The organism is Celeribacter sp., assembly GCF_048266405.1.
Taxonomy (GTDB): Bacteria; Pseudomonadota; Alphaproteobacteria; order Rhodobacterales; family Rhodobacteraceae; genus Celeribacter.
On the sequence record NZ_JBLWZO010000001.1, the window covers coordinates 908,384 to 932,613 of the forward strand.

The 24,230-nt window shown below is 55.3% G+C and carries 25 protein-coding genes; 15 read left to right on the forward strand and 10 right to left on the reverse strand.

All coding sequences use genetic code 11. The annotated features are described in order from the left end of the window. Positions 1–63: 63 nt before the first annotated feature. The 4 genes from ACN0TS_RS04565 to ACN0TS_RS04580 are packed head-to-tail and all read right to left on the reverse strand — an operon-like array spanning position 64 to position 4,728. Complete coding sequence (locus tag ACN0TS_RS04565; RefSeq protein ID WP_417258119.1) at positions 64–1,626, reverse strand: S8 family serine peptidase; 1,563 nt, start codon at positions 1,624–1,626, stop codon at positions 64–66. A gap of 23 nt (positions 1,627–1,649) precedes the next feature. Next, a complete protein-coding gene (locus ACN0TS_RS04570; protein WP_417258120.1) occupies positions 1,650–2,246 on the reverse strand; it encodes a hypothetical protein in 597 nt (198 codons plus the stop codon). Beyond that, positions 2,239–2,802, reverse strand: coding sequence for an RNA polymerase sigma factor (locus tag ACN0TS_RS04575; protein ID WP_417258121.1), 564 nt, complete (start codon positions 2,800–2,802; stop codon positions 2,239–2,241). The genes ACN0TS_RS04570 and ACN0TS_RS04575 overlap by 8 nt, the downstream gene beginning before the upstream one ends. Positions 2,803–2,814: 12 nt before the next feature. Then, positions 2,815–4,728 (reverse strand): hypothetical protein, encoded by a 1,914-nt coding sequence (locus ACN0TS_RS04580; protein ID WP_417258122.1) that lies wholly within the window; start codon positions 4,726–4,728, stop codon positions 2,815–2,817. Between the two features lie 283 nt (positions 4,729–5,011). On the opposite strand from ACN0TS_RS04580, the gene ACN0TS_RS04585 reads away from it, so the two are divergent. The 4 genes from ACN0TS_RS04585 to ACN0TS_RS04600 all read left to right on the forward strand — a co-directional run bounded on the left by ACN0TS_RS04585 (position 5,012) and on the right by ACN0TS_RS04600 (position 8,019). Further along, on the forward strand, positions 5,012–5,743 hold the full coding sequence (locus ACN0TS_RS04585; protein ID WP_417258123.1) for a DUF4344 domain-containing metallopeptidase: 732 nt from the start codon (positions 5,012–5,014) through the stop codon (positions 5,741–5,743). A 131-nt stretch (positions 5,744–5,874) separates the two neighbouring features. After that, complete coding sequence (locus ACN0TS_RS04590) at positions 5,875–6,681, forward strand: DUF6635 family protein (RefSeq protein WP_417258124.1); 807 nt, start codon at positions 5,875–5,877, stop codon at positions 6,679–6,681. Positions 6,682–7,141: 460 nt separating this feature from the next. Continuing rightward, entirely contained in the window at positions 7,142–7,582 is a 441-nt protein-coding gene (locus tag ACN0TS_RS04595) for a hypothetical protein (RefSeq protein WP_417258125.1), read from the forward strand. Next, positions 7,579–8,019 carry a Hint domain-containing protein gene (locus ACN0TS_RS04600; protein WP_417258126.1) on the forward strand — a complete coding sequence of 147 codons (441 nt, stop codon included), beginning with the start codon at positions 7,579–7,581 and terminating at the stop codon, positions 8,017–8,019. Before ACN0TS_RS04595 ends, ACN0TS_RS04600 begins: the two co-directional genes overlap by 4 nt. 269 nt (positions 8,020–8,288) lie before the next feature. Here ACN0TS_RS04600 and ACN0TS_RS04605 read toward each other — a convergent pair whose 3' ends face one another. Continuing rightward, complete coding sequence (locus ACN0TS_RS04605) at positions 8,289–9,227, reverse strand: hypothetical protein (protein ID WP_417258127.1); 939 nt, start codon at positions 9,225–9,227, stop codon at positions 8,289–8,291. A 194-nt stretch (positions 9,228–9,421) separates the two neighbouring features. Here ACN0TS_RS04605 and ACN0TS_RS04610 point away from each other — a divergent pair, with 194 nt between their 5' ends. The 4 genes from ACN0TS_RS04610 (at position 9,422) to ACN0TS_RS04625 (ending at position 11,704) form a co-directional block, all read left to right on the forward strand. Continuing rightward, the gene (locus ACN0TS_RS04610) at positions 9,422–9,727 is read left to right on the forward strand and encodes a hypothetical protein (RefSeq protein ID WP_417258128.1); all 306 of its coding nucleotides are present in this window, start codon (positions 9,422–9,424) and stop codon (positions 9,725–9,727) included. Between the two features lie 266 nt (positions 9,728–9,993). Then, positions 9,994–10,542, forward strand: a complete 549-nt coding sequence (locus ACN0TS_RS04615; protein WP_417258129.1) for a hypothetical protein — start codon at positions 9,994–9,996, stop codon at positions 10,540–10,542. 71 nt (positions 10,543–10,613) lie between these two features. Then, on the forward strand, positions 10,614–11,198 hold the full coding sequence (locus ACN0TS_RS04620) for a hypothetical protein (RefSeq protein WP_417258130.1): 585 nt from the start codon (positions 10,614–10,616) through the stop codon (positions 11,196–11,198). Positions 11,199–11,215: 17 nt separating this feature from the next. Then, complete coding sequence (locus ACN0TS_RS04625; protein ID WP_417258131.1) at positions 11,216–11,704, forward strand: DUF3592 domain-containing protein; 489 nt, start codon at positions 11,216–11,218, stop codon at positions 11,702–11,704. Positions 11,705–11,729: 25 nt separating this feature from the next. Here the strand turns inward: ACN0TS_RS04625 and ACN0TS_RS04630 are convergent, their stop codons facing one another. Genes ACN0TS_RS04630 through ACN0TS_RS04640 form a run of 3 tightly spaced genes read right to left on the reverse strand, consistent with a single transcriptional unit; the run spans position 11,730 to position 14,142 of the window. Next, positions 11,730–12,566 carry a FecCD family ABC transporter permease gene (locus ACN0TS_RS04630; RefSeq protein WP_417258132.1) on the reverse strand — a complete coding sequence of 279 codons (837 nt, stop codon included), beginning with the start codon at positions 12,564–12,566 and terminating at the stop codon, positions 11,730–11,732. A 6-nt stretch (positions 12,567–12,572) separates the two neighbouring features. Continuing rightward, complete coding sequence (locus tag ACN0TS_RS04635; protein WP_417258187.1) at positions 12,573–13,493, reverse strand: ABC transporter substrate-binding protein; 921 nt, start codon at positions 13,491–13,493, stop codon at positions 12,573–12,575. After that, a complete protein-coding gene (locus ACN0TS_RS04640) occupies positions 13,375–14,142 on the reverse strand; it encodes an ABC transporter ATP-binding protein (protein ID WP_417258133.1) in 768 nt (255 codons plus the stop codon). The genes ACN0TS_RS04635 and ACN0TS_RS04640 overlap by 119 nt, the downstream gene beginning before the upstream one ends. A gap of 84 nt (positions 14,143–14,226) precedes the next feature. Between ACN0TS_RS04640 and ACN0TS_RS04645 the strand changes: the two genes are divergently transcribed. Then, positions 14,227–14,667, forward strand: a complete 441-nt coding sequence (locus ACN0TS_RS04645; RefSeq protein ID WP_417258134.1) for a hypothetical protein — start codon at positions 14,227–14,229, stop codon at positions 14,665–14,667. Positions 14,668–14,863: 196 nt separating this feature from the next. Continuing rightward, complete coding sequence (locus ACN0TS_RS04650; RefSeq protein WP_417258135.1) at positions 14,864–15,391, forward strand: YcnI family protein; 528 nt, start codon at positions 14,864–14,866, stop codon at positions 15,389–15,391. A 236-nt stretch (positions 15,392–15,627) separates the two neighbouring features. On the opposite strand, the gene ACN0TS_RS04655 is transcribed toward ACN0TS_RS04650, so the two are convergent. Further along, positions 15,628–17,607, reverse strand: a complete 1,980-nt coding sequence (locus tag ACN0TS_RS04655) for a Hint domain-containing protein (RefSeq protein ID WP_417258136.1) — start codon at positions 17,605–17,607, stop codon at positions 15,628–15,630. Between the two features lie 783 nt (positions 17,608–18,390). Here ACN0TS_RS04655 and ACN0TS_RS04660 point away from each other — a divergent pair. Together ACN0TS_RS04660 and gdhA are read left to right on the forward strand one after the other, a co-directional pair. Further along, a complete protein-coding gene (locus ACN0TS_RS04660; RefSeq protein ID WP_417258137.1) occupies positions 18,391–19,395 on the forward strand; it encodes a helix-turn-helix domain-containing protein in 1,005 nt (334 codons plus the stop codon). Between the two features lie 164 nt (positions 19,396–19,559). After that, positions 19,560–20,909 (forward strand): NADP-specific glutamate dehydrogenase, encoded by a 1,350-nt coding sequence (gdhA, locus tag ACN0TS_RS04665; protein WP_417258138.1) that lies wholly within the window; start codon positions 19,560–19,562, stop codon positions 20,907–20,909. A gap of 250 nt (positions 20,910–21,159) precedes the next feature. Here gdhA and ACN0TS_RS04670 read toward each other — a convergent pair whose 3' ends face one another. Further along, the gene (locus tag ACN0TS_RS04670; protein WP_417258139.1) at positions 21,160–22,035 is read right to left on the reverse strand and encodes a hydrogen peroxide-inducible genes activator; all 876 of its coding nucleotides are present in this window, start codon (positions 22,033–22,035) and stop codon (positions 21,160–21,162) included. Between the two features lie 104 nt (positions 22,036–22,139). Between ACN0TS_RS04670 and ACN0TS_RS04675 the strand changes: the two genes are divergently transcribed. The 3 genes from ACN0TS_RS04675 (at position 22,140) to ACN0TS_RS04685 (ending at position 24,228) form a co-directional block, all read left to right on the forward strand. Next, positions 22,140–22,784, forward strand: a complete 645-nt coding sequence (locus ACN0TS_RS04675; protein WP_417258140.1) for a peroxiredoxin — start codon at positions 22,140–22,142, stop codon at positions 22,782–22,784. A gap of 66 nt (positions 22,785–22,850) precedes the next feature. Next, entirely contained in the window at positions 22,851–23,294 is a 444-nt protein-coding gene (locus tag ACN0TS_RS04680) for a Dps family protein (protein ID WP_417258141.1), read from the forward strand. A 64-nt stretch (positions 23,295–23,358) separates the two neighbouring features. Next, positions 23,359–24,228, forward strand: coding sequence for an MBL fold metallo-hydrolase (locus tag ACN0TS_RS04685; protein WP_417258142.1), 870 nt, complete (start codon positions 23,359–23,361; stop codon positions 24,226–24,228). Positions 24,229–24,230: the final 2 nt, after the last annotated feature.

Consider the following 24,230-nt stretch of genomic DNA (forward strand, 5'->3'; position numbering starts at 1 on the left):
ATCTCACTCGTTACATTGAGTAAGTCGGTCATAAGGCAACAAAGGTTCAAAAGTTTTTACGATTTATTTCTGGCAGCGATTAATAGCGATCAAGCCGTATCCGTAAGCCTCATCGCGCCCAGATTGGCCAAGGTCTTTTGCGCGTTTACTCAGACGGGAAACGACGGCGTTACGCGACTGCGCTCCACCCGCCAATTCATGCGCGATGATCCCTGTGGCAATTGCCGCCGAATAGGACGTACCAGAGCGGAATGTCCGCCCCCCTTTTTTCGGCACCAATACGTCGACTCCGGGCGCTGCGAAATCCACTTCGGGACCACGATTTGCCTTGCCGAACAAACGCCCCTTTGCATCCACCGCCGTCACCGCAATCACATTGGGATCTGCGGCAGGAAATGACACACTGGCCAGCGCATCATTCCCCGTGGAGGCCACGATGATCATGCCTTTTTGCGCCACCAAGGACACCACTTTTGACAGGGTATCGTTTTTCGGCCCCGCCAGAGACATATTGACCAAGGGCACCCTTCGCGCCGCCATCCAGTCAAGCGCAACCGAAATATGCTCCAAAGAGGCAACATTGCGCCCCTTGTACCGCATAAAGGCAGCTGCGGCATAAATATGCGCCCCACGCGCCAGACCTGCTGGCGTTTTATCCGTAGGACGCCCCGCAATGAGGGTTGCCAGTTCCGTGGCATGGTCGGTCGACCCGCTGCGCTCGGCACGTCCCAAGACGCTTTGCATCGAGATTTGGACATCTTGCAATGCAGGGGCGGTCAGATCAATCGGGCCGTCGATCAGGCCGATCCGAAGCCCTCTGGGAAGGATACACCCGTCCCAATCCTGCCCTCCAACCATCTCGTTAACATAGGTTCGACTGCTCGATGCGGAATAGAGTGAATTGCTTCCGACGGTCACATTTGCACCACCCTGCGCCAGTTTGATCATCAGGGCCTGTTTCGACAATGCGCCCTTCATATCAACGGCGAGCATGGACAATCCGAGTCCCCCCAAGGATCGCTCGCGCAAGACTACGCCGCCCAGTTTCGGAACCAAAGTGCGAGCCTTTGTGATCTGAACACCTGAGCCGGTAATGAGAATTTCAGGCGCCCCACTGGGTGCGGCCATTTCAGTTGAGGTCGCACGCACCATTACGCGGCTCGCTTGTGCAGCACGGAAACTATCACGAGCCTGAGACAAAGAGGTCGCCCCCATAGAGCCAATCGGCGTCGTTGGGTCGATCGGATCAATTGGGTCGATGGGATCGACCGGATCCACTGGATCGGTCGGATCTACAGGATCAATAGGGTCTACTGGGTCGATCGGATCGACGGGATCAATTGGCTCGTCGCACGTCAACTCTCCTAGCCGTGAATACACCACACGGTTTGCAGTTCGCTCGACCAAAAAGTAGACGGCCACTGTGTCCGACTGTGCCGATGCCGGCAGTTCAAAAGTGACCGTTGACGACGTTAAACGTGTGATAGGTATCGTGGCCCAACCGAAACTCGGACCGAGATACAATTCTGTCGTCCCATCGGCCAAGCCTGCGGGTCGCGCCAAAGTGTTTGTCGAACCGATGCCGGAACACGCCATCGCCGCGGTTGAAAAAAAGATCGCAGCCAAGAGAGAGAAACACCGCACAAACATCATTGCACCAATTCGACGAAATCGACCAAGTCGCTATGCTCCTCCAGTTCGGCAAGCGCCTGCGCAGCGTTCACACCTTCATGGGTTGAAAGCTCGTATAGCCCGACCGCTGATGGTCCCGCAACGATATCGACCTCCACCTCGGACAACAATACGGTGATGTCATCCATCGACGCGCCTGACTGAAACCCGACTTGCAGATACGGAACATCAACGGCGGATGAGGCCTGTTCATAGAGCGGCAATGCCACCTCTGGCCGTTGCACCTGCAACGTCACCACCACTGCGACGAGAGCGGCACAAGCGGCCACAAGGCCCGTGCGCCATAGACCTGCAGCGGGCCGCCGTTGGCCATCAATCGCATTGGAAAGGCGTGCAAATCCCAGTTCGCCCGGAGAATAGGACAGGTCTTCGCCTTGCATCTGCTCACGAATAGCCTCGAGAGATTGCACTTGCCTCCGCAACTCTTCGTCCGCATCAAGAGCGGTACGCACCTGCAACAACTCATTACCCTCAAGCGTCCCGTTCACATAGAACGGCAACAACGCCTCTAGCCTTTGGCGCGCTGTCATATCGGCGGGCAATGTATCAGTCATGGCGCGATCCTTTTCCTTGAATCCGATCCGTCAGACAGCGCAAAAGGAGCTGCTTGGCGTGGAAAATCCGTGTTTTGATCGTGCCCTCAGGTATGTTCAAAACAGTTCCGATATCGCGGTAAGACATGTCCTCGTAAAACGCCAGTTCGATGACTTCCTTTTGCTGTGGTTTCAGCGTGCCGAGGCAGGCTTTGACATGGGCAGCCTCTTGGGCCGCCAAAACACAGCTTTCGCCAGTTGGTCCCTCATCTTCCACATCAGGAAAGGTGTCAGTCACAACCAAGCGAGAGGACTTCCGAAAAACATCCATTGTCTTGTTGTGGGCAATGCCAAACACCCAAGACTTGACTGTCGATCGTCCTTGATACCTGTCTGCTTTATTCCATACCTCCATAAACACGTCATGGAGTATGTCGCTGGCCTGAAAGGGATCGTTCAATTTTAAATGGATAAACCGGAACAAAGGTCGCTCCAACGCCTCATAGACCTGTTTGAACGCGATTTTATCCTTGGCCACGATCCGTGTCAGAAGAGCGCGCAATTGTGCATCTTTCATCTACGCCCTCCCCTAAAACAGCGAAAAATCAGAACGAAGTGCAAGACCGATCTGCCACCCGTCTTGCGTCAGAAAATCGGGGCGTGACGCCCCTCTGCCGTAATCTGCCTGTAACACCAAGGTATGGTCGTCAAACACTTCCCATTCAAGGGCAGCCCCGAAGGCCGCGCCATCCTCTTTGCTCGGGTCTTCGAACGCGGAGATTTCGCCAATGGCGCGCAAGGTCCATTCATCGGGAACGAGGTCAAAGGAAATTTCGGCAAGGCCCTGTGCCGACAAGTAACTCGTGCTTGGCGTCGATGTATGTTCGACCTTCAACGACAAATGCGCATCACTGCGTGGCGACAGGATGCGATTGTAATAGGTCTCAATCTTATGAATTTTTTCCGATGTCGCTCCGTCCACACGGTCCTGAAACCAATCAAAACTGTATTGCACCGCAAAACTGTCAAAGTCGCTCAGACGATCATAACCGATATAGGCGGTCCAGATGTCGTGATCTTGAGGGCCAAATGCAGAGGCAGGCGTGATCTGCCGGCGCTGCTCCATGTAACTCGCTCCGAACGACAAGGCCGCTCCTTCCCACAGACCGCTTGATGATGTCGGAACAAAGGAAGCATCAAATGTCACCTTGGCCAGACGGTCCACAGGAACATCACTTGAGCCGTTGTAATTTGTCGTCGCCACGCTTCCCTCTAACAACCACATCCAATCTTGGCTCAGGCGCTCCAATGACACACGCACCCGCTCTTGGCCCTGTTCGTCATTGGTGGTCAGAGGTGTGAAAAAGTATTGATCCATCGCCTCATAGCCAAGCGACAGGATCAACAGCCGATCCGTGACATCCGGCAGCAAGGAAAAGTCCCCCGACACAGCACGATAAAGGCCTGTCTCTCCGCCCGCCACACTGCGATCTACTTGAGCGGCGAGATCGATATGGTCGGACAAAGGCGCCAAAACGGCCAATCCCGCGCCAGATACCTGTCCGGGCATTCCATCGGCCACCTGCGGACTATGCCCGTCAAACCCAGTCAGCCCAAAGGTCAGCCCGTGATCCTTGAAAGGTTTGATATTGCTCAGAGCCCCAAACAGATAATCGTCACGCGTCATTCCGAAAAGTGACTGGGGGTCTCGCGCACCGCTGGCCTGCACCGCGAAGACCGCCGTGTCATGTGCCCCCGATGGTGCGGCCAACCGAAACGAAGCACCGCGCCGCACCGTTGACCCGATCAGGCGGCTGGGCGCATCAAAGCTCTGATCCCCAAACCGCAAATAGGCATCTTGTCCCGCAACCGTCATACGGCGCTCCAAGTACCATGTGTCGAGGGTGATATCCCCCGCATCCCTCGCGCCCTCGGGAATGGAAAACCCCAAAGCCCCGCGTGTGCGTCCGTCATCATTGTTAAAGCTCAAGCGCCCGCTACCAAGCCCGTAGCCCTCATGGCGCCCCTCGCCCGCACGTTGGCCCACTTCGGTGCTCAGTGTCGCGCTTTTGGCCCATTCACCCGTTTGGGTCTCGAAATCCCAAACTCCCAGAATATGGCGATTGGGATGCTCTCCTGTGAACAGAACAATCTGGTGGTAAATCCCTGAAAGGTTATCCGGAACCGATATCAGCACGGTCGTGCCCGCACGCCCGATTTGACCGTCAAACATGACCCCATCGATTTCGACGCTCAGGTTTTCAAACACAGTCTCGGTTGAAATTGGCAACCGCACGACCTGTCCTGCATCAAGCACGCCAAGGCGCTTGCGGTCCTGCGCCACAGCCGAAGACGTGCCGACAACCACAATGGCAAGAAGCACCAAACCAAGGCTGCGAAATCCCACAGCAGATGAACGACAACGCGCCCTTAGATCAACGCCGTCACGCACCGCAGACAAAAGCGACGAGGTCCAATGGATTTTGGTTTTCGGCGTCATCATAAAATTACATGCTCTATAGCCACACTATTCAAATTGCGCCGACCTTTCTTATGGGGTTGGCTGCCCAATGACAACGCATTTACCGTAGTATCGCTGTGGTTGCGCAAGTCACGATGACACCCCCCATCCCTCACGTCGCTTTGCCACAAACACGGCAAACAAAGTCAGAAATTACTTGTAGGTTTTCAAATTTCACCCGAATACTGACCACGTGCGAAGCAGACATGCCCTGAGGGAACCTTGCTGATTCCACGCATGTTTTTACACAGATTTCGAGGGTAACATGAAATCCATTCTGATGACCGCGGCACTGCTTTTTGGAACCGCGGCGATGGCCGATGAACGCGATACGTTCATTGAGCACACTTTGCTGACAGTCTTTTACCATGAGCTTGGCCATGCGCTGATCGACCTTGAACAGCTCCCGCTTTACGGCCCCAACGAGCCAAGCGCCGACATCGCCTCCGTTATGATCGTTGAGCGTCTCTATCCGCCAGAAACCTCGATGCAAATGATCACCGCAGCGGCGGACCTCTTTGCCGCCGAGGGCATTGATCGTGGCGAAATCGAAGACTTTGCCGATTACGCAGATACCCACGGCAGCGACCAAGGCCGCTTCTTCAACACGGTCTGCATCTACTACGGTGGCGACACGGAAGCCCGCCAAGAGTGGGCCGACATGATGGAACTGCCCGAAGGGCGCGCAGAGCGCTGTGCCGACGAATATGACGTTGCCACAAAAAGCTGGGGCACCTTGCTTGACCGCCTTAGCGAAAAGGCAAACAGCGGCAGCTTCGTCATAGGCACAATCGAAGACGGTGCCCCTGTCACCGAAGCGGTGATCACCGCCGAACTGGAAGCGCTCAACCAAGATATGGGCCTCGACGTGACCTTGCCCGTATCCATCGAGACTTGTGGTGAGGCAAACGCCTACTACGACAGTGACTCCAAATCGATGGTGATGTGCGTGGAATTCGAAGAGTTCCTCGGCAATATGTACGACCTCTTGCAATAAGCCGCGAGGCCCGTTTGGGGGATCTCTACGAGGTCCCCCAAGACACCATCCGCAGACACCCCCACCTTTGCTATTCCAGTTTCGTGCGTTCTGGGAGATAGTCCGACCATTCTCCCAAACGGACAACGAACATGCCCCAGCCTTTAAACGACAACGTTCGGGATGTGCGCCAACGGGTTGATGCCTTTGTGCGCACCCATTTCAATGTAGCAGGCACCCTTCGGCTGCATCGAGAAGCCCTTGGTTGGGATCTGTTGCGAGCGCCTGTCAATGTCGTCTTAGCGCCACTCTATTTGTTGTTGAAATTTACAGGAGCAGTTGCGCAACGTCTTGGATTTCACAGTATCAGCAATGCGTTAAAGAAACGGCAAGTCTTCCTAAAGACGGCCGTCGCCCGCAGGATCGAGACCCATATCGCAACGGATTTGTTGGAGAACGCCAGCTTAACCCCGCGCAGTCGTGCGCTGATTGACCAATACACCAGCACCCGCTCCGCTGTCGCTGAAATCACCACATCGCTGCTCGTCCTTCTGGCAGGGTTCGTCCTTTTCGGCACAGCGACACCTGGCATTGCATCGCTTACCCCCAAAATGTCAGGCTTTGTCGCCCATGCTGCCGCTGTCGCAGACTTTCCCCTTGGGACGCGATTGGGAAGCCTCTGGTACGGGGTCTTCCCCGTGGCCCTGCCCGTCTGGTTTGTGATCGGCACGGGCGTTGTGTTGGCCATGATCGCCTCTATCGTGACCACCTTTGCAGGCATAATCGCCGACCCGATTCAATCGCGCCTTGGCATCCACCGGCGGCGCTTGCTGCGGCTGCTCGATAAAATCTCGGCAGTCGAAGGACAAACCTCAGATCTCGCACCTGAACACATCCTTGCCCGCCTCGCCGATCTCACAGATGCGGGGATCAGCCTCCTTCGCGCCTTCCGGTCTTAAAATGCAGCGTGTTGCGTTGGAGTAAGGAACGGGCTTGTAAAAACACGCCCCAAAACCCAGAAGGCAACCAAATATGACGGCAAAAAGCCCGTACAAATTGTACTAAATCCAAGGGCTTGCCCCCATGAGAGCACACCTAACCCACTGCATTCATTGGCAATATTCACCACATTTTCAGCTTAACATGTCATCAACAGGCACGCTCTTTGTGGCCCGTTTGGTGTTGGCATTATAGCTCACACCCAAGTCTTCGGAAGACCATTTAGGGAGTAGGGAGCCGACCGACAAAGGACCGTGCCCGTGCCAAACAATCTAATATACCTTGGCAAATTTAACGACTTCGAAGATGGGTCCGGTACAGCCGGACCGTTGACGGGCGCCTATACGGATGTCGATGATGGAGGATCCTCCGCAACACCAAACGACGGTGTTTTGGGGCAAAACATTCTTCGGATCTCAAATGGCCATTGTCGACGTGACACCTGTCAAAGCAGGCGGCGGCGCGAATGACACCCTCATCGGCAGGGATGATTACGACACCTACAATCATGGCAGCGTCGGAACTTATAGCGATGGCTATTCGTATATGGGCGAAAGCCTTGAATACGAGCTTCCAGACGGCACAACCTATGGCGACGGGGACGTCAACACGCACGAGGATGGGGAGCCGCGGCGGGTGGCGCGGTCGCAATCGACAGCATCACCGGCTACTACATCAACATCACCTACCAAAACCCAGACGGGTCCTTCAGCACCACCAATAACGTTCTTGCGCGCGTCATTCAGACCGATAGTGGCGATGTGTTTCTCCAAAACTATGGCAGCAACACATTCGATGACAAAATCATTTCGGCGATCGAATTTGCATCGCGGATCGATGGCCCAAAAGCCACTTATATGAACCGTGCAGATTTCAGTGCCTATAACACTTCCTTCATTTACTTTGCGGGCAGCACACTGATCGAAACCGCGAAGGGCCACGTCGACGTTGCCGATTTAAATTTCGGCGACCGTGTGCGGACAATGGATAGCGGTTACAAAGACCTGCTTGAACTGGCGGGGGTGAGTGTTGCGACGGAGCTCATCGACGTGACCTATTACCATTTCATGTTCGATCAACACGAGGTCGTTTTTGCAAACGGTGTCCCAACCGAAAACCTTTATATGGGCAAAATGGCTTTGGAGACTTTGACCCCCGAGGCCTGCGCCGAACTGAAAAACGCCGACGCAGCTTACACGCCCAAACCAGCCCGCGTTTTTGTCAAAGGTCGCAAAGCACGTCATATGATCACGCGTCATATCAAATCAGGACAACCAACCTTGAGCGCGCCATTCTAAGGCGTGCCCTGCGCACTCCTGTCTTCAGTCATTTCATGTGCGCAATTTTACGTCTGTCCCAAAGCCCGAATTCATATGCCATGTATTGGCTTCACGCCTCGACCACGCGATATTCTTTGCTGGCAACCGAGTGTATCAAACGAGAATGACTTCCGCTTACCACTATTTTAGCGACCCTGTTTCGCGAAGTCTCTGACGCAGGGAGCGCAAATTTGGAACGAGATGAAAGCCTTTTGGAGATGCCCCAACTCCACGATTTCCGCCAACGATCAATCCAGCCGATGAAAATGGGCTTTGATCAGATCCGCCTGATCAGGCGCCGCCGTATCGCCGCCGAAGTTTTGATTGAGTGCGATGGCATAGGGATAGCGCACAGGGGCGAGAGCGGCGGCAATCGCGCGGTAGCTGTCGATATTTTCCGCCTTCTGGACGTCGCCCCACATCGGCGCGTCCCCCGCTGTTAGGATCAGCATCGCCTCGCCCGCCTCAACGCGCACATCGTAGGGAAGGTCAAAGGGTGACGGGAGGCGATCAAGATACTCTGGCCCAACAAAGGTGCGCCAACCGATGTCGGCAATTCCGGGCTTCATATCGTCGGTATAGGGCATCGTCGAATGGGCGCGACGCAACCCGCAAGAGGGCATATCAAGCGTGTGGAGCAACGCGGTCTTATAGCGCTCGGCGAGGCGCGGGAGCAGCCAATTGAGACTGTCATAGGCGGTGGGCAAAAAGAACCCGAAGCCCTGCGCCGCACAGATCATCGGGGCCGTGGCCAATGCCCCTGCAATCTCATCGGCAAAGCTCAATACGTCGGGCGCATCTGGCGCGACCGAAATTTCCACCAGCGTTTGATCATCATAGCGCTGCTCAAGGCGAAACCACGGCATCGCGGGCGGCAGCTCATCTGTATTGAGCGAGCCAAGGCGCACCCCCGCACCAGAGTCCAACTGGTCAGGCGCACTGATCCACTCGCGAAGGTCTTTCAGCGCCTTCGGCGTGACCTTCGACGGCTTCCCCGAGCGGCCCACGAGACGCATGGATATCAACCCCAGATCGTCCCTGAACCGCGCGACAAACGCGTCGAACATCGCTCCAACGGCCAACGCGATCCGCGGGTCATCGGGCGCGCCATCCAGATAGGCAAGCGTACGAAACGCGGGCAATGCGGCGATTTCATCGTCATACATCAACGGGGCGGGCATAGGCATACAGTCTCATCTTTCACCAAATCCCCTCCATCATTGCAGGTGTTGATGGGTTTTGCGATCATATTTAAAGGGGCATCTCTGCTCTCCATTCACATGAGCCTCTACGGCGAAACGGACGGGCTCGTGAAGTGAATTTTCATGGCGCAAAATACCTGATACGGTCCACGCATTGCATTGAATAAGGTCGGCCTGTCATGAGTGAAATTCTGCTTCCACTGGGCTCTTTCGTAATTTTTGCCATCTCGGTGTCTGTCGGCTACGGAATGCGCAAGCATCACTGGTGGAAGCCTGTAACCGTTATCGCCTGCATCGCGCTGCTCCTCGGATATCTGCGATATGCCGCTCAGGGCACAGGCTGGGAAGGTATCGGACTGGTGATCATCGCTATATTCGCGGTCTTGCCTGCCGGCATCGGATTGATCTGCGGCGTGGGGTACGGATGGTATAAAAACACGCGGTCCCCCGACGACGGGCCGTCGGGCTCAGATCCCAAGTTTTAACAACCCAAATTCATCAGGTTGCGCAGGAACGGCCCGCGGGGCCCATCAGTGTTCTACGCGCCGGGCCGCTCATAAGCCTCACTGTGGAGCCATTGCACCCCCGATGGCGGCTATTGACGCATGAACGTATTCGCGCATAGTTGACTCAAAGACAACGACACCGTGCCAGACGGTTGGAAATGTGCAGATATTGCCTGCGCCAACGTCGATGTGTTTGACTTGCTTTTCACCGCGATGACCGCATTCGTTTTGATTTCGGAGTTCCTATGTCACGCTCATTCTTTCGCAAAACCGCTTTTGCCCTAGCCATCTCTTTCACGCCTGCACTTTGTGTCGCGCAAGATGTGTTTGGCACCCTGACAGCCACCATCGACGGCGCCGAACGCACTTGGTTTTTGACGTCAGATAACGGACAAAGCCAAAGCCACGGCCTGACGATCTCTGTCGCGAATATGCAGAGTTTCAACCTGTGGGGACAACCAACGGAGGACACTATTGCCGAGACCAAAGACAGCTTGCTGCTCGGCTTCGGTGTCATGACCGTTGGTGGAAACACGATCCCGTTGAATGCGTCTCTGACCTATCTCGCTGACGGCTGGGCCTCAGGTTGGTTGGCCAATGAGGAGGAGCAAACCGTCCTGACTCTGACAACGTTAGAGGAAGTCGAGGGCGGCCTTCTGGTGGAAGGACGTTTCGCATCGACCACGCATTACAGCGACAACTTGGTGAGCAGTCAGGTCGATCCTTCGCAAGCAAAACAGATCGACGGACATTTCAGTGCAACCTTACCCGAGGCCTTGTTGAAAGACCAATGACGGAAACAACACGCAGAGCGCATCCAAAATGCGCTTACACGTCCCGTTCCAATCCATAAGCGAGTAAAATAATGTTCAAGGCCCTTTCATTAACCTGCTGTATCGCGACTGCATTACTGGCAATGTCTCCCGCGCAAGCAGAACCGAATGTCGCCTGCGACTACGGATCACAAAAAGCATGGGACAAAATTAGCCTTATGTATGTCGGTCCTTGGCAGATCGCCCATCATGCGGGCTATGTGATTTCAGGCCCAATGACGATCCCCTTCCCTGCAAGTGGAGACGTTGAAACGATGCAAATCGAAATGTCTCCAGATGGCGGGCTTGTGGGCACGCATCCAGAAGCACAACATCCCATCCCTTTCGTCTGGGCCGACGAGCCACCATGGAGCTTTGAGGCAGATGCAAGCAAAGATGGCGTACCTGCCCCCATGCTGTCGTCCTCTGACGTGGAGATGCTGATGGGGTGTGGCGTCGAAAACCTTGCCCGCCTGGTCGGGCGAACACAGGCCACACTCGACGGGGTCACATTAGACATGACAATGCGGTTGATGGTCGTCGGGCCTGATCAGATGTATGGCATTTTCCATACATCGTCTGTCGCAAATGGCATCCCCGTCAAAAGCTGGCGCGCTGTGACGCTCACGCGCGGATAGGATCAAAGGATATGACGATGGACGAACAAAAACAGACATTGGCCAAAGTGATGTGGCGTCAACAAATATGGGTCTACCCATTGCTTATCATTGCGGGCATCGGGCTTGGGATGCTCAAGATGTCCGACTATCGGACAGCGGCCGCATTCTCGGACAGCGGCATCAAGGTGGTCGGTGAAGTCACCAATTTGCACGAGACCATAACGAACAAGCCAAATACCTACGATGTCGCCTATATCTTCGCCACCGAAGCCGATCCGTATAACCGTGGGAATCAACGTGTCAGAAAACAGCTTTTCGACACGCTGAGCGGGGGCGGCCCGATTGACGTTTGGTATCTGCCAGACGACCCCAAGCAAAGCGCGGTCGATTTGGGCTATCTTACACGTTATTTCTGGCTCTCACTGTTTTGTTCGGCGGGTCTGATCTTTACCGGTCTTGTTGGCGGCTGGTTTGCGGTCAAACGCGCCCGCGCGACAGTCCTCGGTCAGGGTAGTGACAGCTAATCCACACCAACCTCCCACCACAGCCTTAGCCGAACCGACGTCTCAGAAGCCAGACAAAGAAAATGCCGCCGATGAGACCCGTGACAATGCCGATGGGCATGTCTTCTGGTGCCATAATGGTCCGTGCAATGATATCTGCCCATACGAGAAAAACCGCGCCGCACAGGGCCGTGACGGGCAACAAGCGGCGGTAATCACCTCCCACCACGAGGCGGACAATATGGGGCACCATAAGTCCGACGAAGCCAATTATGCCCGAAAACGCGACCATCACCCCCGTGATTAAAGCGCCGACAACAAAGACGGTGAGGCGAAAGCGCGCGACGGGAATACCGAATGTGGTCGCTGTTTCATCCCCGACAGTCATGGCATTCAAGTATCCCGACTTGAGCCACAGGTACGCCCCGCAGCCAAGCAGCACCACGGCGGGATAGATCAGTTGATCCCACTGTGCCAATCCAAGACCGCCGAGCATCCAGAACACCACCGTATGTGTCGCCCGTGGAACACCTAAAAAGATGGGAACATTCGCCGCAGACATCGCAATGAAAGACACGGCCACACCCGCTAAAACCAATCGATCCGCACTTGTGGCGGCGGCAAGTTGCGCCACCGCAAGCACGATGAGGGTCGCGCCGAGGAAAGCCAGCAACGGCACGGTCAGAAGGCCGATAAACAGCCCCGTATGAAGCAGAGCCAAAATCGCGCCAAATGCACCTCCTGCCGAAATGCCAAGCAAATGCGGGTCAGCCAAGGGATTGCGCGTCACGGCCTGAAGGCTCGCCCCGACCATCGCCAGCCCCGCACCGACCAAGCTGGCAAGGATCGCTCGTTTGGCTGCCGATTGCTGTATCGTATTCATATCCGATCACTCGCCCCGAAATGCAGTGGCAAGCGTCTTGACCGCCCTAATGTTGCGCGGACCTGGTGTGGCTTCAACGTATTCGAGGTCAACGAAACGGTCATTGCGCACTGCGTCGATGCCCGCAAAGGCAGGGTTGGTCATCATGAAGTTTCGCTTTTGCTCGGCTGTGACCTCGCCGTAGTTCACGATCACCTCGGGATTGCGTTCCACGACCGCCTCCCAGCCGACAGTGGCCCAGCTCTTCTCGAAGTCATTCATGATATTGACGCCGCCAGCAGCCTCGATCAGCGCATTGGGCATGGCGTAGCGACCTGCAGTGAAGGGTGCATCCTCGCCGCTGTCGTAGACGAACACACGCGGCGCCCGCTCCAAAGCGGGGAGTGTATCGAGGAAGGTAGCAAGCTCGTCTTGATAGCCCGAAATCAAAGTCTCCGCTCGCTCGGAGACATCAAAGATCGCGCCGAGATTGCGCAGGTCGTTATACATATCCTCCATCGACGCGGGGGCTTTCTCCCCAATGTGGATGCAGCTTTCAGTCAGCTCATAAACTTGGATGCCGAATGGTTCCAAGGTCTCAGGCGTCACTTCACCGCCCACCTTCATGCCGTAGTTCCAACCCGCAAAGAAGAAATCCGCATCAGCCCCGATCAGCAATTCTTTCGAGGGATATTTCGAGGCGAGTTCAGGCAGTTTTTCCACGCCTTCGCGCATGTCCTCGTCGAGCGTTTTCCAGCCAGAGATGCCTGTGTAGCCTACCATACGGTCAGCGAGGCCAAGCACCAGCATCATCTCGGTGAGGTTGACGTCATTGGAAACGGCGGCCTGTGGCGGCGCGTCGAATGTGACCTGACGGTCGCAGCCTTGCACTGTTGCCTGCGCGGCTGAGGTGCTGGCGCTGGAGAGAAGGGCGAGGGTGAAAATAATGCGTTTCATGAGAGGGTGCCTTCCTGTTTTGGTAAGGAGAAGGAAAAATGGGATGCCCCGCTTGGGCCAAATGCTCACGCTGCGCATCGACGCGAAATGCGTCGGAGACGAGCGAATTGGTGAGAAGTGTGTGAGGCGGGCCGACCCCTTGGGACTGTCCGTTCTTGCGAACCAGAACATCGTCGCAGACACCAATCGCCATGTTGAGATCGTGCAGCGACACGATTTCCAGTTGGTGACGCACGTCGAGATGGTTGGTCGGCTCGTCAAGGATGAGAACCTGAGGTTCCTGTGCCAAGGCACGGGCCACCATGACGCGCTGACGCTCGCCGCCCGACAATGTGCCGAAGTCCCGATCGGCGAGAGCGTGCAAGTTGAGTATCGTCAGGACACGCTCAACGACCCGTTCGTCGCCTGCTCCATATGCAGCAAAACCTGAGTGGTGCGGTGTTCTCCCTAAATGGACAATCTCACGCACGGTGAGGCAAAGTCCTTCGCCGCGACAAAGGAGAACTCCGCCCACGGAGATTGCGACACATTGCCCCTGCTCAATGAGTGCGACCAGCCAAGGCACCACGTCCGCCCCCTGCCCCACAAGGCGAATGCGATCAGGGCATGGAGAGTTCACCGCGCGAGAGGCGTATAACACGCGCTCGGGCTCAGGGCATTCGGGCTTAAGTGTTTGTCAGACGTCAGGTCCATTGATAACAACCCCGTGAGGAGACGAAGAACTGTGACGAACCCGACCGTGAACATAGGACATTTTCGCGAGGGCCTATTCGGGCGCGCGGTGTCATTTGTGACGCGGCAATCGGTTCTTTTCTGTACCCTCATATTCGCGCTGATCCTGTCCGGCACAGTGCCTCAGGGCTTCATGCGGTCCTCGGATGACGATGGCATAATGCTTGTTCTTTGCACATCAGGCGGACCAACAGAGGTTTGGCTGTCTGCCGATGGCGACATTCTTGACGACGCCCCAGCGGATAACTCTGCACCCGATCTGCCCAACTGCCTTGCCATCACGCTATCTCTGGTTTTGGTGCAGGCGTGGCATGATGCCCTTGTGAATACGGCCGAGTTTTCTCCGTATCGCGCGACGTTCATAAACCGCCGCCGTGCGCTCATAGCGGAACAATCCCCGCTTCAACCGCGCGCACCACCGACATTCTCCTGACACCCCAAGACGCATTTGCAGCTCTTTCGACATGACCACATTGGTCCATGTCGGGCCCTGCCTTGCGCATTGACGGCACATTCACACGGTGCCCTGCCCTTTTCGGCCCTCTTTTCCCTCATGCAAAAATCAGGGAACAGAGCCGAGCGGGTGTCTCTTTCACATCAATCAAAGACCTCTGAACAGGAGAATTCCTATGAAAACTATCGCAACTGCAATCGCGGCCATCGCCATGACATCCACAGCCGCCGTCGCTCACGTGACATTCGCAACACCCGAAGCATCGCAAGGCTCGACCTACATCGGAGTGCTCAACATCGGCCACGGGTGCGAGGGCGAACCGACGCGTCGCGTTCGCGTTCAAATCCCCGAAGGCGTCATCGCCGTAAAACCCGTACCGAAAGCGGGATGGGATCTTGAAATCGTCACAGGCACATACGCGACAAGCTACGACTACTACGGCACACCGTTGAGCGAAGGGCCCGTCGAATTGATCTGGACAGGTGAGCTTGATGACGCGCACTTTGACCAATTCTCATTTCGCGGCAAGCTCACGGACAGCTTGAAAGCAGGGACGACAGTCTACTTCCCCGTCATCCAAGAATGCGCAAACGGGTCCCACAACTGGGTGAATATCCCAGCGGAAGGCCAAGACAGCCATGACCTCGCAGAACCCGCGCCGGCCCTCAACATCATCGAGGCCGATCACCACGCGCACCACTAAAAACATGGACCCGACCGGACAAATGAAACGTCCGGTCGGGTCTAAACCAGCCCCTTTAAGCCTAGGCCGCCACTAGCCCCCATAGCCAATTGACGAATGCGAGCCCTTCCGTGTGCGACAACACCAACCGAACGGCCCCTTCAATGTCTCCAAGGCGTCACTAGACAATCTTGGCGAAGGAACCGTTGAGTTCACGGACGACACCCCGATGCGCAAAAACGCAATTACGTCGCGGCTCAAATGCGCTGTAACACACACTCTTCCAACGCCTTGTGAAACTGCGGCTCGGCAATAAGCGCTTTGTTATTTTTCACATGTCTTGCCACCAATTTCCTTGCCAAAGAGCCTTTCTCAACGATCTGACGTGCAGGAATCAACGCGGCTTGGGTTTCAATGTCTGGAAACAGGTCCAAAATTTCAGCGCGCGATTCCGCCGAGACCGCTTTAAGCGCTTCAGGGCCTGTGAAGAGGCTTTCAGTTGCAGCTCCGTTAGAGAAAACGATTTCATGTTGGTCAAAGAGCATATGGAAATACTCGACACTCTGCGCATCTTCGACAATGTCGATCCCGGGTAGATCCGTCAATTTAATGGCCGCGACCAGAATTTCAGGAACCCCGAACATACGTTCAGCAATCACGGAGCGGAGAAGAACCCTGTGCTGACGTGAGACGAAGAGGTCATTTGTGGGGACGCCGTTCCCAAGCGCACCTGCCGCAATTCTAATCGGCTTGAGCTTGGGGCGTGCAGCCAATTCAGCGGGTCCAAGTTTTTGGCTCCCCATCCAGCGTAGCGGAAGCATCCCGTGGTCCATTGTCAGAACCAGATTCCCGACTTCGAGATCTTCCACTTTGACGGGGCCTTCCGATGTGATGATCTCGGTGCCTGCGGCAAAGCAGATGATTTCGATCCCGCTGAAGCTTAGCACTTCGCCGGTGTCGAAATTGACCGTGCCGGTCAGGGCACCGCTGTCGTTGGGGTCTTCGGTTGCGGTGATCGTGTAACTGTCGCGGTCAATGGCACTGAGGTCGATTTCATCCATGTCGGATGTGTCATCTGGTCCCGACCCGCCAGTGATGACATCGCCATCGGCATCTGCGGCCGATCCGATGATAAATGTGTCATCGCCGTCACCGCCGAACATGGTATCTGCTCCGGCACCGCCGTAGATTGTGTCATTGCCGGCTCCGCCGTCCAACGTGTCTTCGCCGTCCAATCCCCAAAAGGTGTTGTCCAGAAAGTTGCCGGTGATCACGTTGTCGCCAGAACTGCCGCGCACGTTTTCGAAATTGTTGACCGTTGTGCCAAAGTTGACCGTCGTGCTGGTACCGTCATCGTTCAGCGTTATGCCGCTGTCGAGATCATCAACGATCGGGTTATCCAGAGCGAGCGTATCCACACCATCGCCACCATCCAGAACATCGGGGTCGCCCGTGGTGAAAAATCCGATCTCGGCGTAATCATCCCCGCCTTGCAGATAGACCACGTCCGAGTCTGACTCGGTGTCGCCAGCGAGCCACGTGTCATTGCCGTCACCGCCATAGACAGTATCCTTGCCTGTACCACCCGAAATCGTATCGTCGCCATCGCCGCCGTAAATGGTGTCATCACCATCACCGCCCAACAGTGTGTCATTGCCTGTGCCACCATCAATGATGTCATCTCCGCTGCCGCCATTGATCCAGTCATTACCCGCATATCCGTAGATTTCATCTTCGCCGGATTGATATCCGACCCCGAGAAAACCCTCGTCATAATCCGTAATTTCGTCACCGTCGGGATCTGTGAAACCAACATCCATCACGTCATCGCCACTTGTCCCGTCCACAGCGTCAGTGCTTGGCGACAGGTCGAATGAAGCGGAGGTGTCAACGTTGAGAGAAACGATTAGACCTGCTGCCGCTGGAAAACCATCAGGAGCATAGAGGTAGATCTGTTCACTTAGGCCTGTCCCCACAGAGAACACCATAAAGTGGGTTGTGCCCGTAAGCCCCAACAAACCTGTGGCCGTTCCCGTCCCAATATATGTCATGGGTTCATCCGCACCGCCTGCGATAGAAACGGTACTCGTTTCACCCGAGTTCAGCGTTCCATCATCGTCGGTAAATTCGCCCGAAACGGGAGCATTTACCGAAAAAGCCACATCAACCCCAAGTAGACTAACGAGAGAGCCGTTGTAGGCATAAAGGCTGTTGTCCGCAGTTAATGAAACACTCATATTTTCAATCCTTTTGTATTCTCAGGGATAGAACGTGGCCGTCAGGTTCGAAGCCGGGCGGTCCCGACGTTTAGGTGCATCCGAGAAATTCCGCTCTGCCCGAGAGACGCGGCAGAGCGGATTCCTCGTATAAACGCTGCCATTACGCGGTACTGGGGGCCCGCGATATGCATGCCGTTTGGAGCGTCTGAGTGTCGGAATGGAGGGACGGAACAAATTGACACGCCATTTCCCTTCCTGATCAGTGGCTCACACGAGAGCGTTCTCAGGGCAATTTGGGGGAACATCAGGCCCTGACATGAACGCCACATACTATACTTGTGGTTGAGTTCATTCGGGCTGTCTCGCGAAAAGGAGGTTTTTCAGCGAGTGCGATATTGATAGTTGCCAAATGAAGACGTGGGAGTCTTTTTTCCGACATTTGAGGCAGCTATTACCCCGATAAACGATTAAATTTTTGGCGGTCGGGAGGGTTTAATTGGGGCGGTGCGATTCTTGGGAAACCCAGATTTTCTCTGTCGATCGAAAATATATCCGAGAAATACACCTATTATCATTCACCCTCGCCCAAAAGTCTGTATACACGGTCTTGTAATAATGCCTATGGTTGAGTCCGAATTCAGAAACTCGCGTTTAGATTTAGGTGTCCCTCATGCACATCTCTCTGTTTTCTCCTGACAGTCTAGTGCCGTCGACATGCACAGGCGGCTCATTGGTTGTTGAGATTGAAGAGAAGTACGACTTGCGATCGAACCTGCAAGCTTCCATCCTTGGATGGGCGCTATGAAGGAGTTGCCACTTTTCGATGCATCGGACATCGAAATTCCTCAGGCTCGCAAACATCAAATACGTAACTGGGATAAAATGTCCGAATGGGCCAGTAGCAATATCAGCCCCATGACGTTGCTGCCGTTCGATTCAGGCGATCAAATGGATGGTGTAATCCACTCGGCAAAAGTGGGGCGCATAGGGATTTCGCGGACGACATTTGGAAAAGCGGCTCTCGTCAAAGTCGATGGATTTTCCGGCGCTCCCGTTATTGTTGCGACAAATTTACAGGGCTTTTCGATCCCGGATCTGGAGGGCCGCGAAAACGGGGTAAATGGAACAGACAGGAGCTTTGTTTTCGACCTTTCGCAGAGTTTCCACCGAAGTCAGTTAAGCTGTGACAATGTGCAACTTCAACTCGCGTTCTCACCCAAGCTACTGGATGAAATTTGTTTTAGTTGGTTTGGGAATGTCCAAAATCGCGAAACGTGGCAAATCAAAACCCGTTTCGGCGGGCGCGGGACAAGTTGGCATGCCTGTCTATACTATGTCATGCGGTTGATTTCAGATACGCCACACCCGCTGTCCGACCGAAATGTGCGACATATTGAGGAGACCCTCTCCGCAAATCTTCTCGAAAACTGGGCTGCGCAAGCGGGTATAAATCTCAGTGCAGAAGATCGTGTCATTGTTCCACATATTATCCGCATGGCAGAAGACTACATGATTGAACATGCCGCCGACGCTCCGACATTGACTGAGGTTGCGGGCGCCTTGGACATCAGCGTCCGAAATCTCACCATGAACTTCAAGAAATTCCGCGGCTGCACACCGGGCCAGTTTCTTCGGGAGCAGCGCCTTAAAGCGGCGCAAAGAGAATTGCTTGTCGCGGATAGAGATCAAACCGTCAGCCAGATTGCTAAGGACTTGGGCTATATTCATATGGGCGAGTTCGCAAAGGCCTACCGCGAGCGTTTTGGGGAGCTGCCGTCTGACACCTTGAAACGTACCTGCATGTAGATAGGAACACATCGCGGGCCATCAAAGCCCGCGGGTGACGTATACAAAGCCGCCCATTGTATCGACATGTGCCAGCGACAAAGCGTTGCAGTACCTTTTTTCTCGTTGCAAACCGCCTATTTTTTGACCATCTAGCTGTCGTTTGTGATTAGGAATGCAGCATTATGGAAACCATTGACGAAAAACTCCAACCCATCTTTAGCACTGTTTTGCACCGCAATGCCGGTGAGACCGAGTTTCACCAAGCCGCCCGTGAGGTCCTTGAAAGCCTCGGCCGTGTTGTCGCAAGACGCCCCGAATATTTTGACGAGGCGCTGATCGAGCGGATTTGCGAACCCGAGCGCCAGATCATTTTCCGGGTACCGTGGGTCGACGATAACAATCAGGTTCAGATCAACCGTGGCTTCCGCGTGCAGTTCAATTCGGCGCTTGGCCCCTATAAGGGCGGCATCCGTTTTCACCCGTCGGTCAATCTCGGGATCATCAAGTTCCTCGGGTTTGAACAAATCTTTAAAAATGCACTGACGGGTCTGCCTATTGGCGGCGGCAAGGGCGGCTCGGACTTCGACCCCAAAGGCAAATCGGACGGCGAAATCATGCGGTTCTGCCAGTCCTTCATGATCGAGTTGCACCGTCATATCGGCGAATATGTTGACGTTCCCGCAGGCGATATCGGCGTTGGTGCGCGCGAAGTCGGCTATATGTTCGGTATGTATAAACGGCTGAACAACCGGTTCGAAGCAGGTGTTTTGACTGGTAAAGGCCTTGTCTATGGCGGCTCCCGCGCTCGCAAGGAAGCAACGGGCTTTGGTACCGCCTACTTTATGCGCTCCATGCTGGCCGTTAAGGGAGACGATCTGGAAGGCAAGCGCTGCGTCGTCTCTGGCTCCGGAAATGTGGCGATCTACGCCATGGAAAAAGTCATCTCCTTTGGCGGAAAGGTCGTCGCCTGTTCAGACTCGGGTGGTTATGTCGTTGACGAAAACGGCATTGATCTGGATCTGGTCAAACAGATCAAAGAGGTGAAACGCGGTCGCATTTCTGAATATGCAAAGCTGCGTGGAGATGGCTGCCATTATGTCGAGGGTGGCTCTATCTGGGATGTGCCCTGCGAGATTGCATTGCCCTGCGCCACACAAAATGAATTGAACGGCAGCGACGCCAAAACACTGATAGAAAATGGTGTGATTGCTGTCGCAGAAGGCGCCAACATGCCCTGCACTCCTGAAGCAGTACGTCTATTCCAAAGCGCAAACGTCCTTTTTGCACCGGGCAAAGCGGCCAACGCAGGCGGCGTGGCAACATCCGCGCTCGAAATGCAGCAAAACGCAAGCCGCGACAGTTGGAGTTTCTCCAAGACGGAAAGCCGCCTTGAAGAAATTATGATCAATATTCATGGGGCGTGTCACGACACCGCCGAGGAATACGGCGTGCCTGGAGATTACGTCCTTGGTGCCAACATCGCAGGCTTCGTACGCGTGGCCGATGCAATGCGCGCCATGGGTGTGATCTGAGCCTGACGGCTCAAAGAACTGATCAATGGCGGCTACGGGCGGCATCTGACGTGGTGTTCCATTCACTCACATGACAGCTGCGTGGGACACAACTACAATTTGCTCTCTGGGCATTTAGCGGGCGCCGAAACAGTGATGCCAAAGACCGTGGGCTGGAACTGACCTTCTGCGACATAAGCCACAAGTGATACCAAATACAAATTGTACCAGACGCACCTGGTTCACTTTTCTTGCGGTATTCAATCGGAACTCACCCGTCGCCTTGCAACAAGTTTCCAAGTTCCTTGAACAGCGCATCGCGGGCTGAGCCTGGTCGCCATGCGAGGACCACGTGACGCGGACAGGCGTCGGGGAGCGGCGTCAGGCGCACTGCGCTTACCCCCACAACCCCCGCTTCGATTGCAAGGTTGGGCAATAGAGTGACCCCAAGCCCTTCAGACACCATCGCAATCAATGTCGTGAGGCTGGTCGCGGAAAAGCTGTCTTGTACGGATAACCTGCGTTCAGGATATGCTTCCAATGCGTGACGCTGAAGGCAATGCCCCTTTTCCAGCAGCATAAGTTGCCCGCCTTCTGTCAACATCTCTACATCGCGCCCGACGGGCCAATCAACGGGCGTTGCCAACTGATAGCCGTCTTCAAACAACGGCATGATCTCCAAGGCACCCGTCTCAAAAGGCAGCGCGATCAGGATCAGATCAAGACGCCCTGCCTGAAGCCCCTCGATCAGACTTTCGGTCATCTCTTCGCGCATATAGACGCGCAGATCAGGAAAGGTGTTGCGGATTTTGGGCAGAGCGCGCGGCAAAATGTAGGGGCCAATTGTCGGGATCGCCCCCAGCTTCAAATCACCCTCAAACGGATTGCGGTGCGCTTTCGAGACGGTCTCGATCTCGGCAGCATCCAGCAAAAGCTGACGTGCGCGCGCAGTGATGTCTTCACCGATGGTTGTGAGCATCACGCTCTGGCGGGTGCGTTCGATCAGTTGAACCCCTAAGCGGTCTTCGAGTTCCTTGATGCCAGCGCTGAGGGTGGGCTGGGTGACAAAGCACATCTCAGCCGCACGCGAAAAATTCAACGTGTCAGCCACAGCGGTGAGGTAGCGCATTTGACGAAGTGTGATCACTTATAGATCTCCTCTATCATTATTAGTTTTATATTCAATTTCCTCTATTTTAGTCCAGCGCCTATCTCTGTCTCATCGAAACGATACATCGAAGGACAGAAGATATGACCGACCAAATCCAGACACCCGGTGCACGCCTGAACGAACCCGCACCCGCATTTGACGCCCCGACCACGCACGGCCGTAAAACGCTTGAAGATTACCGCGGCAAATGGCTGGTTCTGTTCTCGCACCCCGCCGATTTCACACCTGTTTGCACCACCGAATTTATCGCCTTCGCCAAGAAGCAGGACGATTTCAACGCCCGCAATACTGAGCTTCTCGGCCTGTCGATCGACAGCCACTACAGCCACATCGCGTGGATGCTGAACATCAAGGAAAAGTTCGGCGTTGAGATTAAGTTCCCGATCATTGCCGACCTCAATATGGCAGTGGCGCAAGCCTACGGGATGATCCAGCCAGGCGCATCCGATACGACCGCTGTCCGCGCAACGTTCCTGATCGACCCCGAAGGGGTGCTGCGTGCCATGGTCTACTACCCGATGAACGCAGGCCGCTCGGTTGATGAGATTTACCGCCTCTTGGTCGCCATGCAGACAGGCGACGAAAACAGCTGTGCGATGCCTGAAAACTGGAAGCCAGGCGAGCCCGTGATCGTGCCGACACCCGCAACACCCGAGGCCGCAATGGCACGCGCGGACGAAGGGTACGAGACAGTGGACTGGTATTTCTCCACCCGCACACTCTGACGCCTTGGCGGGCCCAAGTGGCCCGCCCCAACCACCGAAACAAATGATCAAACAAGGAGACGCCCCATGACGACCGCATCCCAAAAGAACATCGATGCTCTGAACACAGTTTTGGGCGAAACATTCCGCCTTTATGTCCAGACCCACGGCTATCACTGGAACGTCGAAGGTCCCAATTTCCGCCAGCTGCACGCCTTGTTCGAAGAGCAGTACCAGAACCTCCGGGGCGCACTGGACGAGATCGCTGAACGCATCCGCACGCAAGGGGCCTATGCACCGAGTTCCGTTGCCGACCTCATGGCACTGGCCGCACCCGAGGATACAGCGGCGCAATCCGCCGAAGAGATGATAGCCAAGCTGATCGCTGGCCACGAGGCCCTTGCCACAACGCTGCGCGACGCAATCACCGCAAGCGCAGACGCAGGGGACGAAGTCTCGGCAGGAATGCTGACAGACCGCCTCGACTATCATGAAAAGGAACTGTGGATGATGAAATCAAGCACCCGCTGATCCACCGACACCAAGCCTTCGGGCTTGGCCACCTACCCCACCCCAAACGCATAGGAGAGAACCAATGAGCAATCCAATCGTAAAAGGCTTCTGGGACAAACCGACAGGAAGCTGGCAATATGTGTTTCACGACCCCGACACCATGAAAGGGGCGATCATTGACCCTGTGCTGGATTTTGACCCGCTTGCAGGCGCGACATCGACAAAGAACGCAGAGCGGCTGCTCGACTATGTGCGCGAGACGGGGATCGACCTGATTTGGATTCTCGATACGCACCCCCACGCCGACCACTTCTCCGCCGCGCCTTGGCTCAAAGCGCAGACAGGGGCGCAGACGGCAATCGGTGAGAAAGTCACAGGCGTGCAGGTCCTTTGGCAGGGCATCTATAACCTGCCCGATGATTTCCCCAAGGACGGCAGCCAGTGGGACCGCCTGTTCCCAGATGGCGACGAATTCATGGTCGGCAACGTGCCCGTGAAGGTGATGTTTTCACCTGGTCACACGCTGGCCTCGATCACCTATGTCGCGGGCAACGCGGCCTTTGTGCATGACACCCTGATGATGCCAGACAGCGGCAGTTCCCGCGCTGATTTTCCTGGGGGAAGTTCGGCGGAATTGTATAACAGCATCTCCGCAATCCTTGCCCTGCCAGAGGACACGCGCGTTTTTGTCGGGCACGATTACGCCCCCAACCGCGAGGCAGCTTGTGAGGCGAGTGTTGCCGAGCATCGCGCGTCGAACATCCATTGGAAAGATGCCCCGTCAGAGGCCGACTATCGCGCGGTGCGCGATGCCCGCGACGCCACGCTGGCATTGCCCAAACTGATGCTGGCAGCGTTGCAGATCAACATCCGTGGCGGGCGCCTGCCTGAGCCGGAAAACAACGGGAGCTCCTATCTGAAGCTGCCATTGAACTATTTTGAGAGCCGCTGATC

What these genes read in the sequence shown, in the direction of transcription:
- ACN0TS_RS04610 (WP_417258128.1), top strand. Translation starts at nt 9,422, where the DNA reads ATGAGTGAAATTCTGCTTCCACTGGGCTCTTTCGTAATTTTTGCCATC.
- ACN0TS_RS04580 (WP_417258122.1), bottom strand. Translation starts at nt 4,728, where the DNA reads ATGATGACGCCGAAAACCAAAATCCATTGGACCTCGTCGCTTTTGTCT.
- ACN0TS_RS04615 (WP_417258129.1), top strand. Translation starts at nt 9,994, where the DNA reads ATGTCACGCTCATTCTTTCGCAAAACCGCTTTTGCCCTAGCCATCTCT.
- ACN0TS_RS04620 (WP_417258130.1), top strand. Translation starts at nt 10,614, where the DNA reads ATGTTCAAGGCCCTTTCATTAACCTGCTGTATCGCGACTGCATTACTG.
- ACN0TS_RS04685 (WP_417258142.1), top strand. Translation starts at nt 23,359, where the DNA reads ATGAGCAATCCAATCGTAAAAGGCTTCTGGGACAAACCGACAGGAAGC.
- ACN0TS_RS04625 (WP_417258131.1), top strand. Translation starts at nt 11,216, where the DNA reads ATGGACGAACAAAAACAGACATTGGCCAAAGTGATGTGGCGTCAACAA.
- ACN0TS_RS04650 (WP_417258135.1), top strand. Translation starts at nt 14,864, where the DNA reads ATGAAAACTATCGCAACTGCAATCGCGGCCATCGCCATGACATCCACA.
- ACN0TS_RS04590 (WP_417258124.1), top strand. Translation starts at nt 5,875, where the DNA reads ATGCCCCAGCCTTTAAACGACAACGTTCGGGATGTGCGCCAACGGGTT.
- ACN0TS_RS04575 (WP_417258121.1), bottom strand. Translation starts at nt 2,802, where the DNA reads ATGAAAGATGCACAATTGCGCGCTCTTCTGACACGGATCGTGGCCAAG.
- ACN0TS_RS04630 (WP_417258132.1), bottom strand. Translation starts at nt 12,566, where the DNA reads ATGAATACGATACAGCAATCGGCAGCCAAACGAGCGATCCTTGCCAGC.
- gdhA (WP_417258138.1), top strand. Translation starts at nt 19,560, where the DNA reads ATGGAAACCATTGACGAAAAACTCCAACCCATCTTTAGCACTGTTTTG.
- ACN0TS_RS04605 (WP_417258127.1), bottom strand. Translation starts at nt 9,227, where the DNA reads ATGCCTATGCCCGCCCCGTTGATGTATGACGATGAAATCGCCGCATTG.
- ACN0TS_RS04675 (WP_417258140.1), top strand. Translation starts at nt 22,140, where the DNA reads ATGACCGACCAAATCCAGACACCCGGTGCACGCCTGAACGAACCCGCA.
- ACN0TS_RS04600 (WP_417258126.1), top strand. Translation starts at nt 7,579, where the DNA reads ATGAACCGTGCAGATTTCAGTGCCTATAACACTTCCTTCATTTACTTT.
- ACN0TS_RS04570 (WP_417258120.1), bottom strand. Translation starts at nt 2,246, where the DNA reads ATGACTGATACATTGCCCGCCGATATGACAGCGCGCCAAAGGCTAGAG.
- ACN0TS_RS04660 (WP_417258137.1), top strand. Translation starts at nt 18,391, where the DNA reads ATGAAGGAGTTGCCACTTTTCGATGCATCGGACATCGAAATTCCTCAG.
- ACN0TS_RS04585 (WP_417258123.1), top strand. Translation starts at nt 5,012, where the DNA reads ATGAAATCCATTCTGATGACCGCGGCACTGCTTTTTGGAACCGCGGCG.
- ACN0TS_RS04680 (WP_417258141.1), top strand. Translation starts at nt 22,851, where the DNA reads ATGACGACCGCATCCCAAAAGAACATCGATGCTCTGAACACAGTTTTG.
- ACN0TS_RS04595 (WP_417258125.1), top strand. Translation starts at nt 7,142, where the DNA reads ATGGCCATTGTCGACGTGACACCTGTCAAAGCAGGCGGCGGCGCGAAT.
- ACN0TS_RS04655 (WP_417258136.1), bottom strand. Translation starts at nt 17,607, where the DNA reads ATGAGTGTTTCATTAACTGCGGACAACAGCCTTTATGCCTACAACGGC.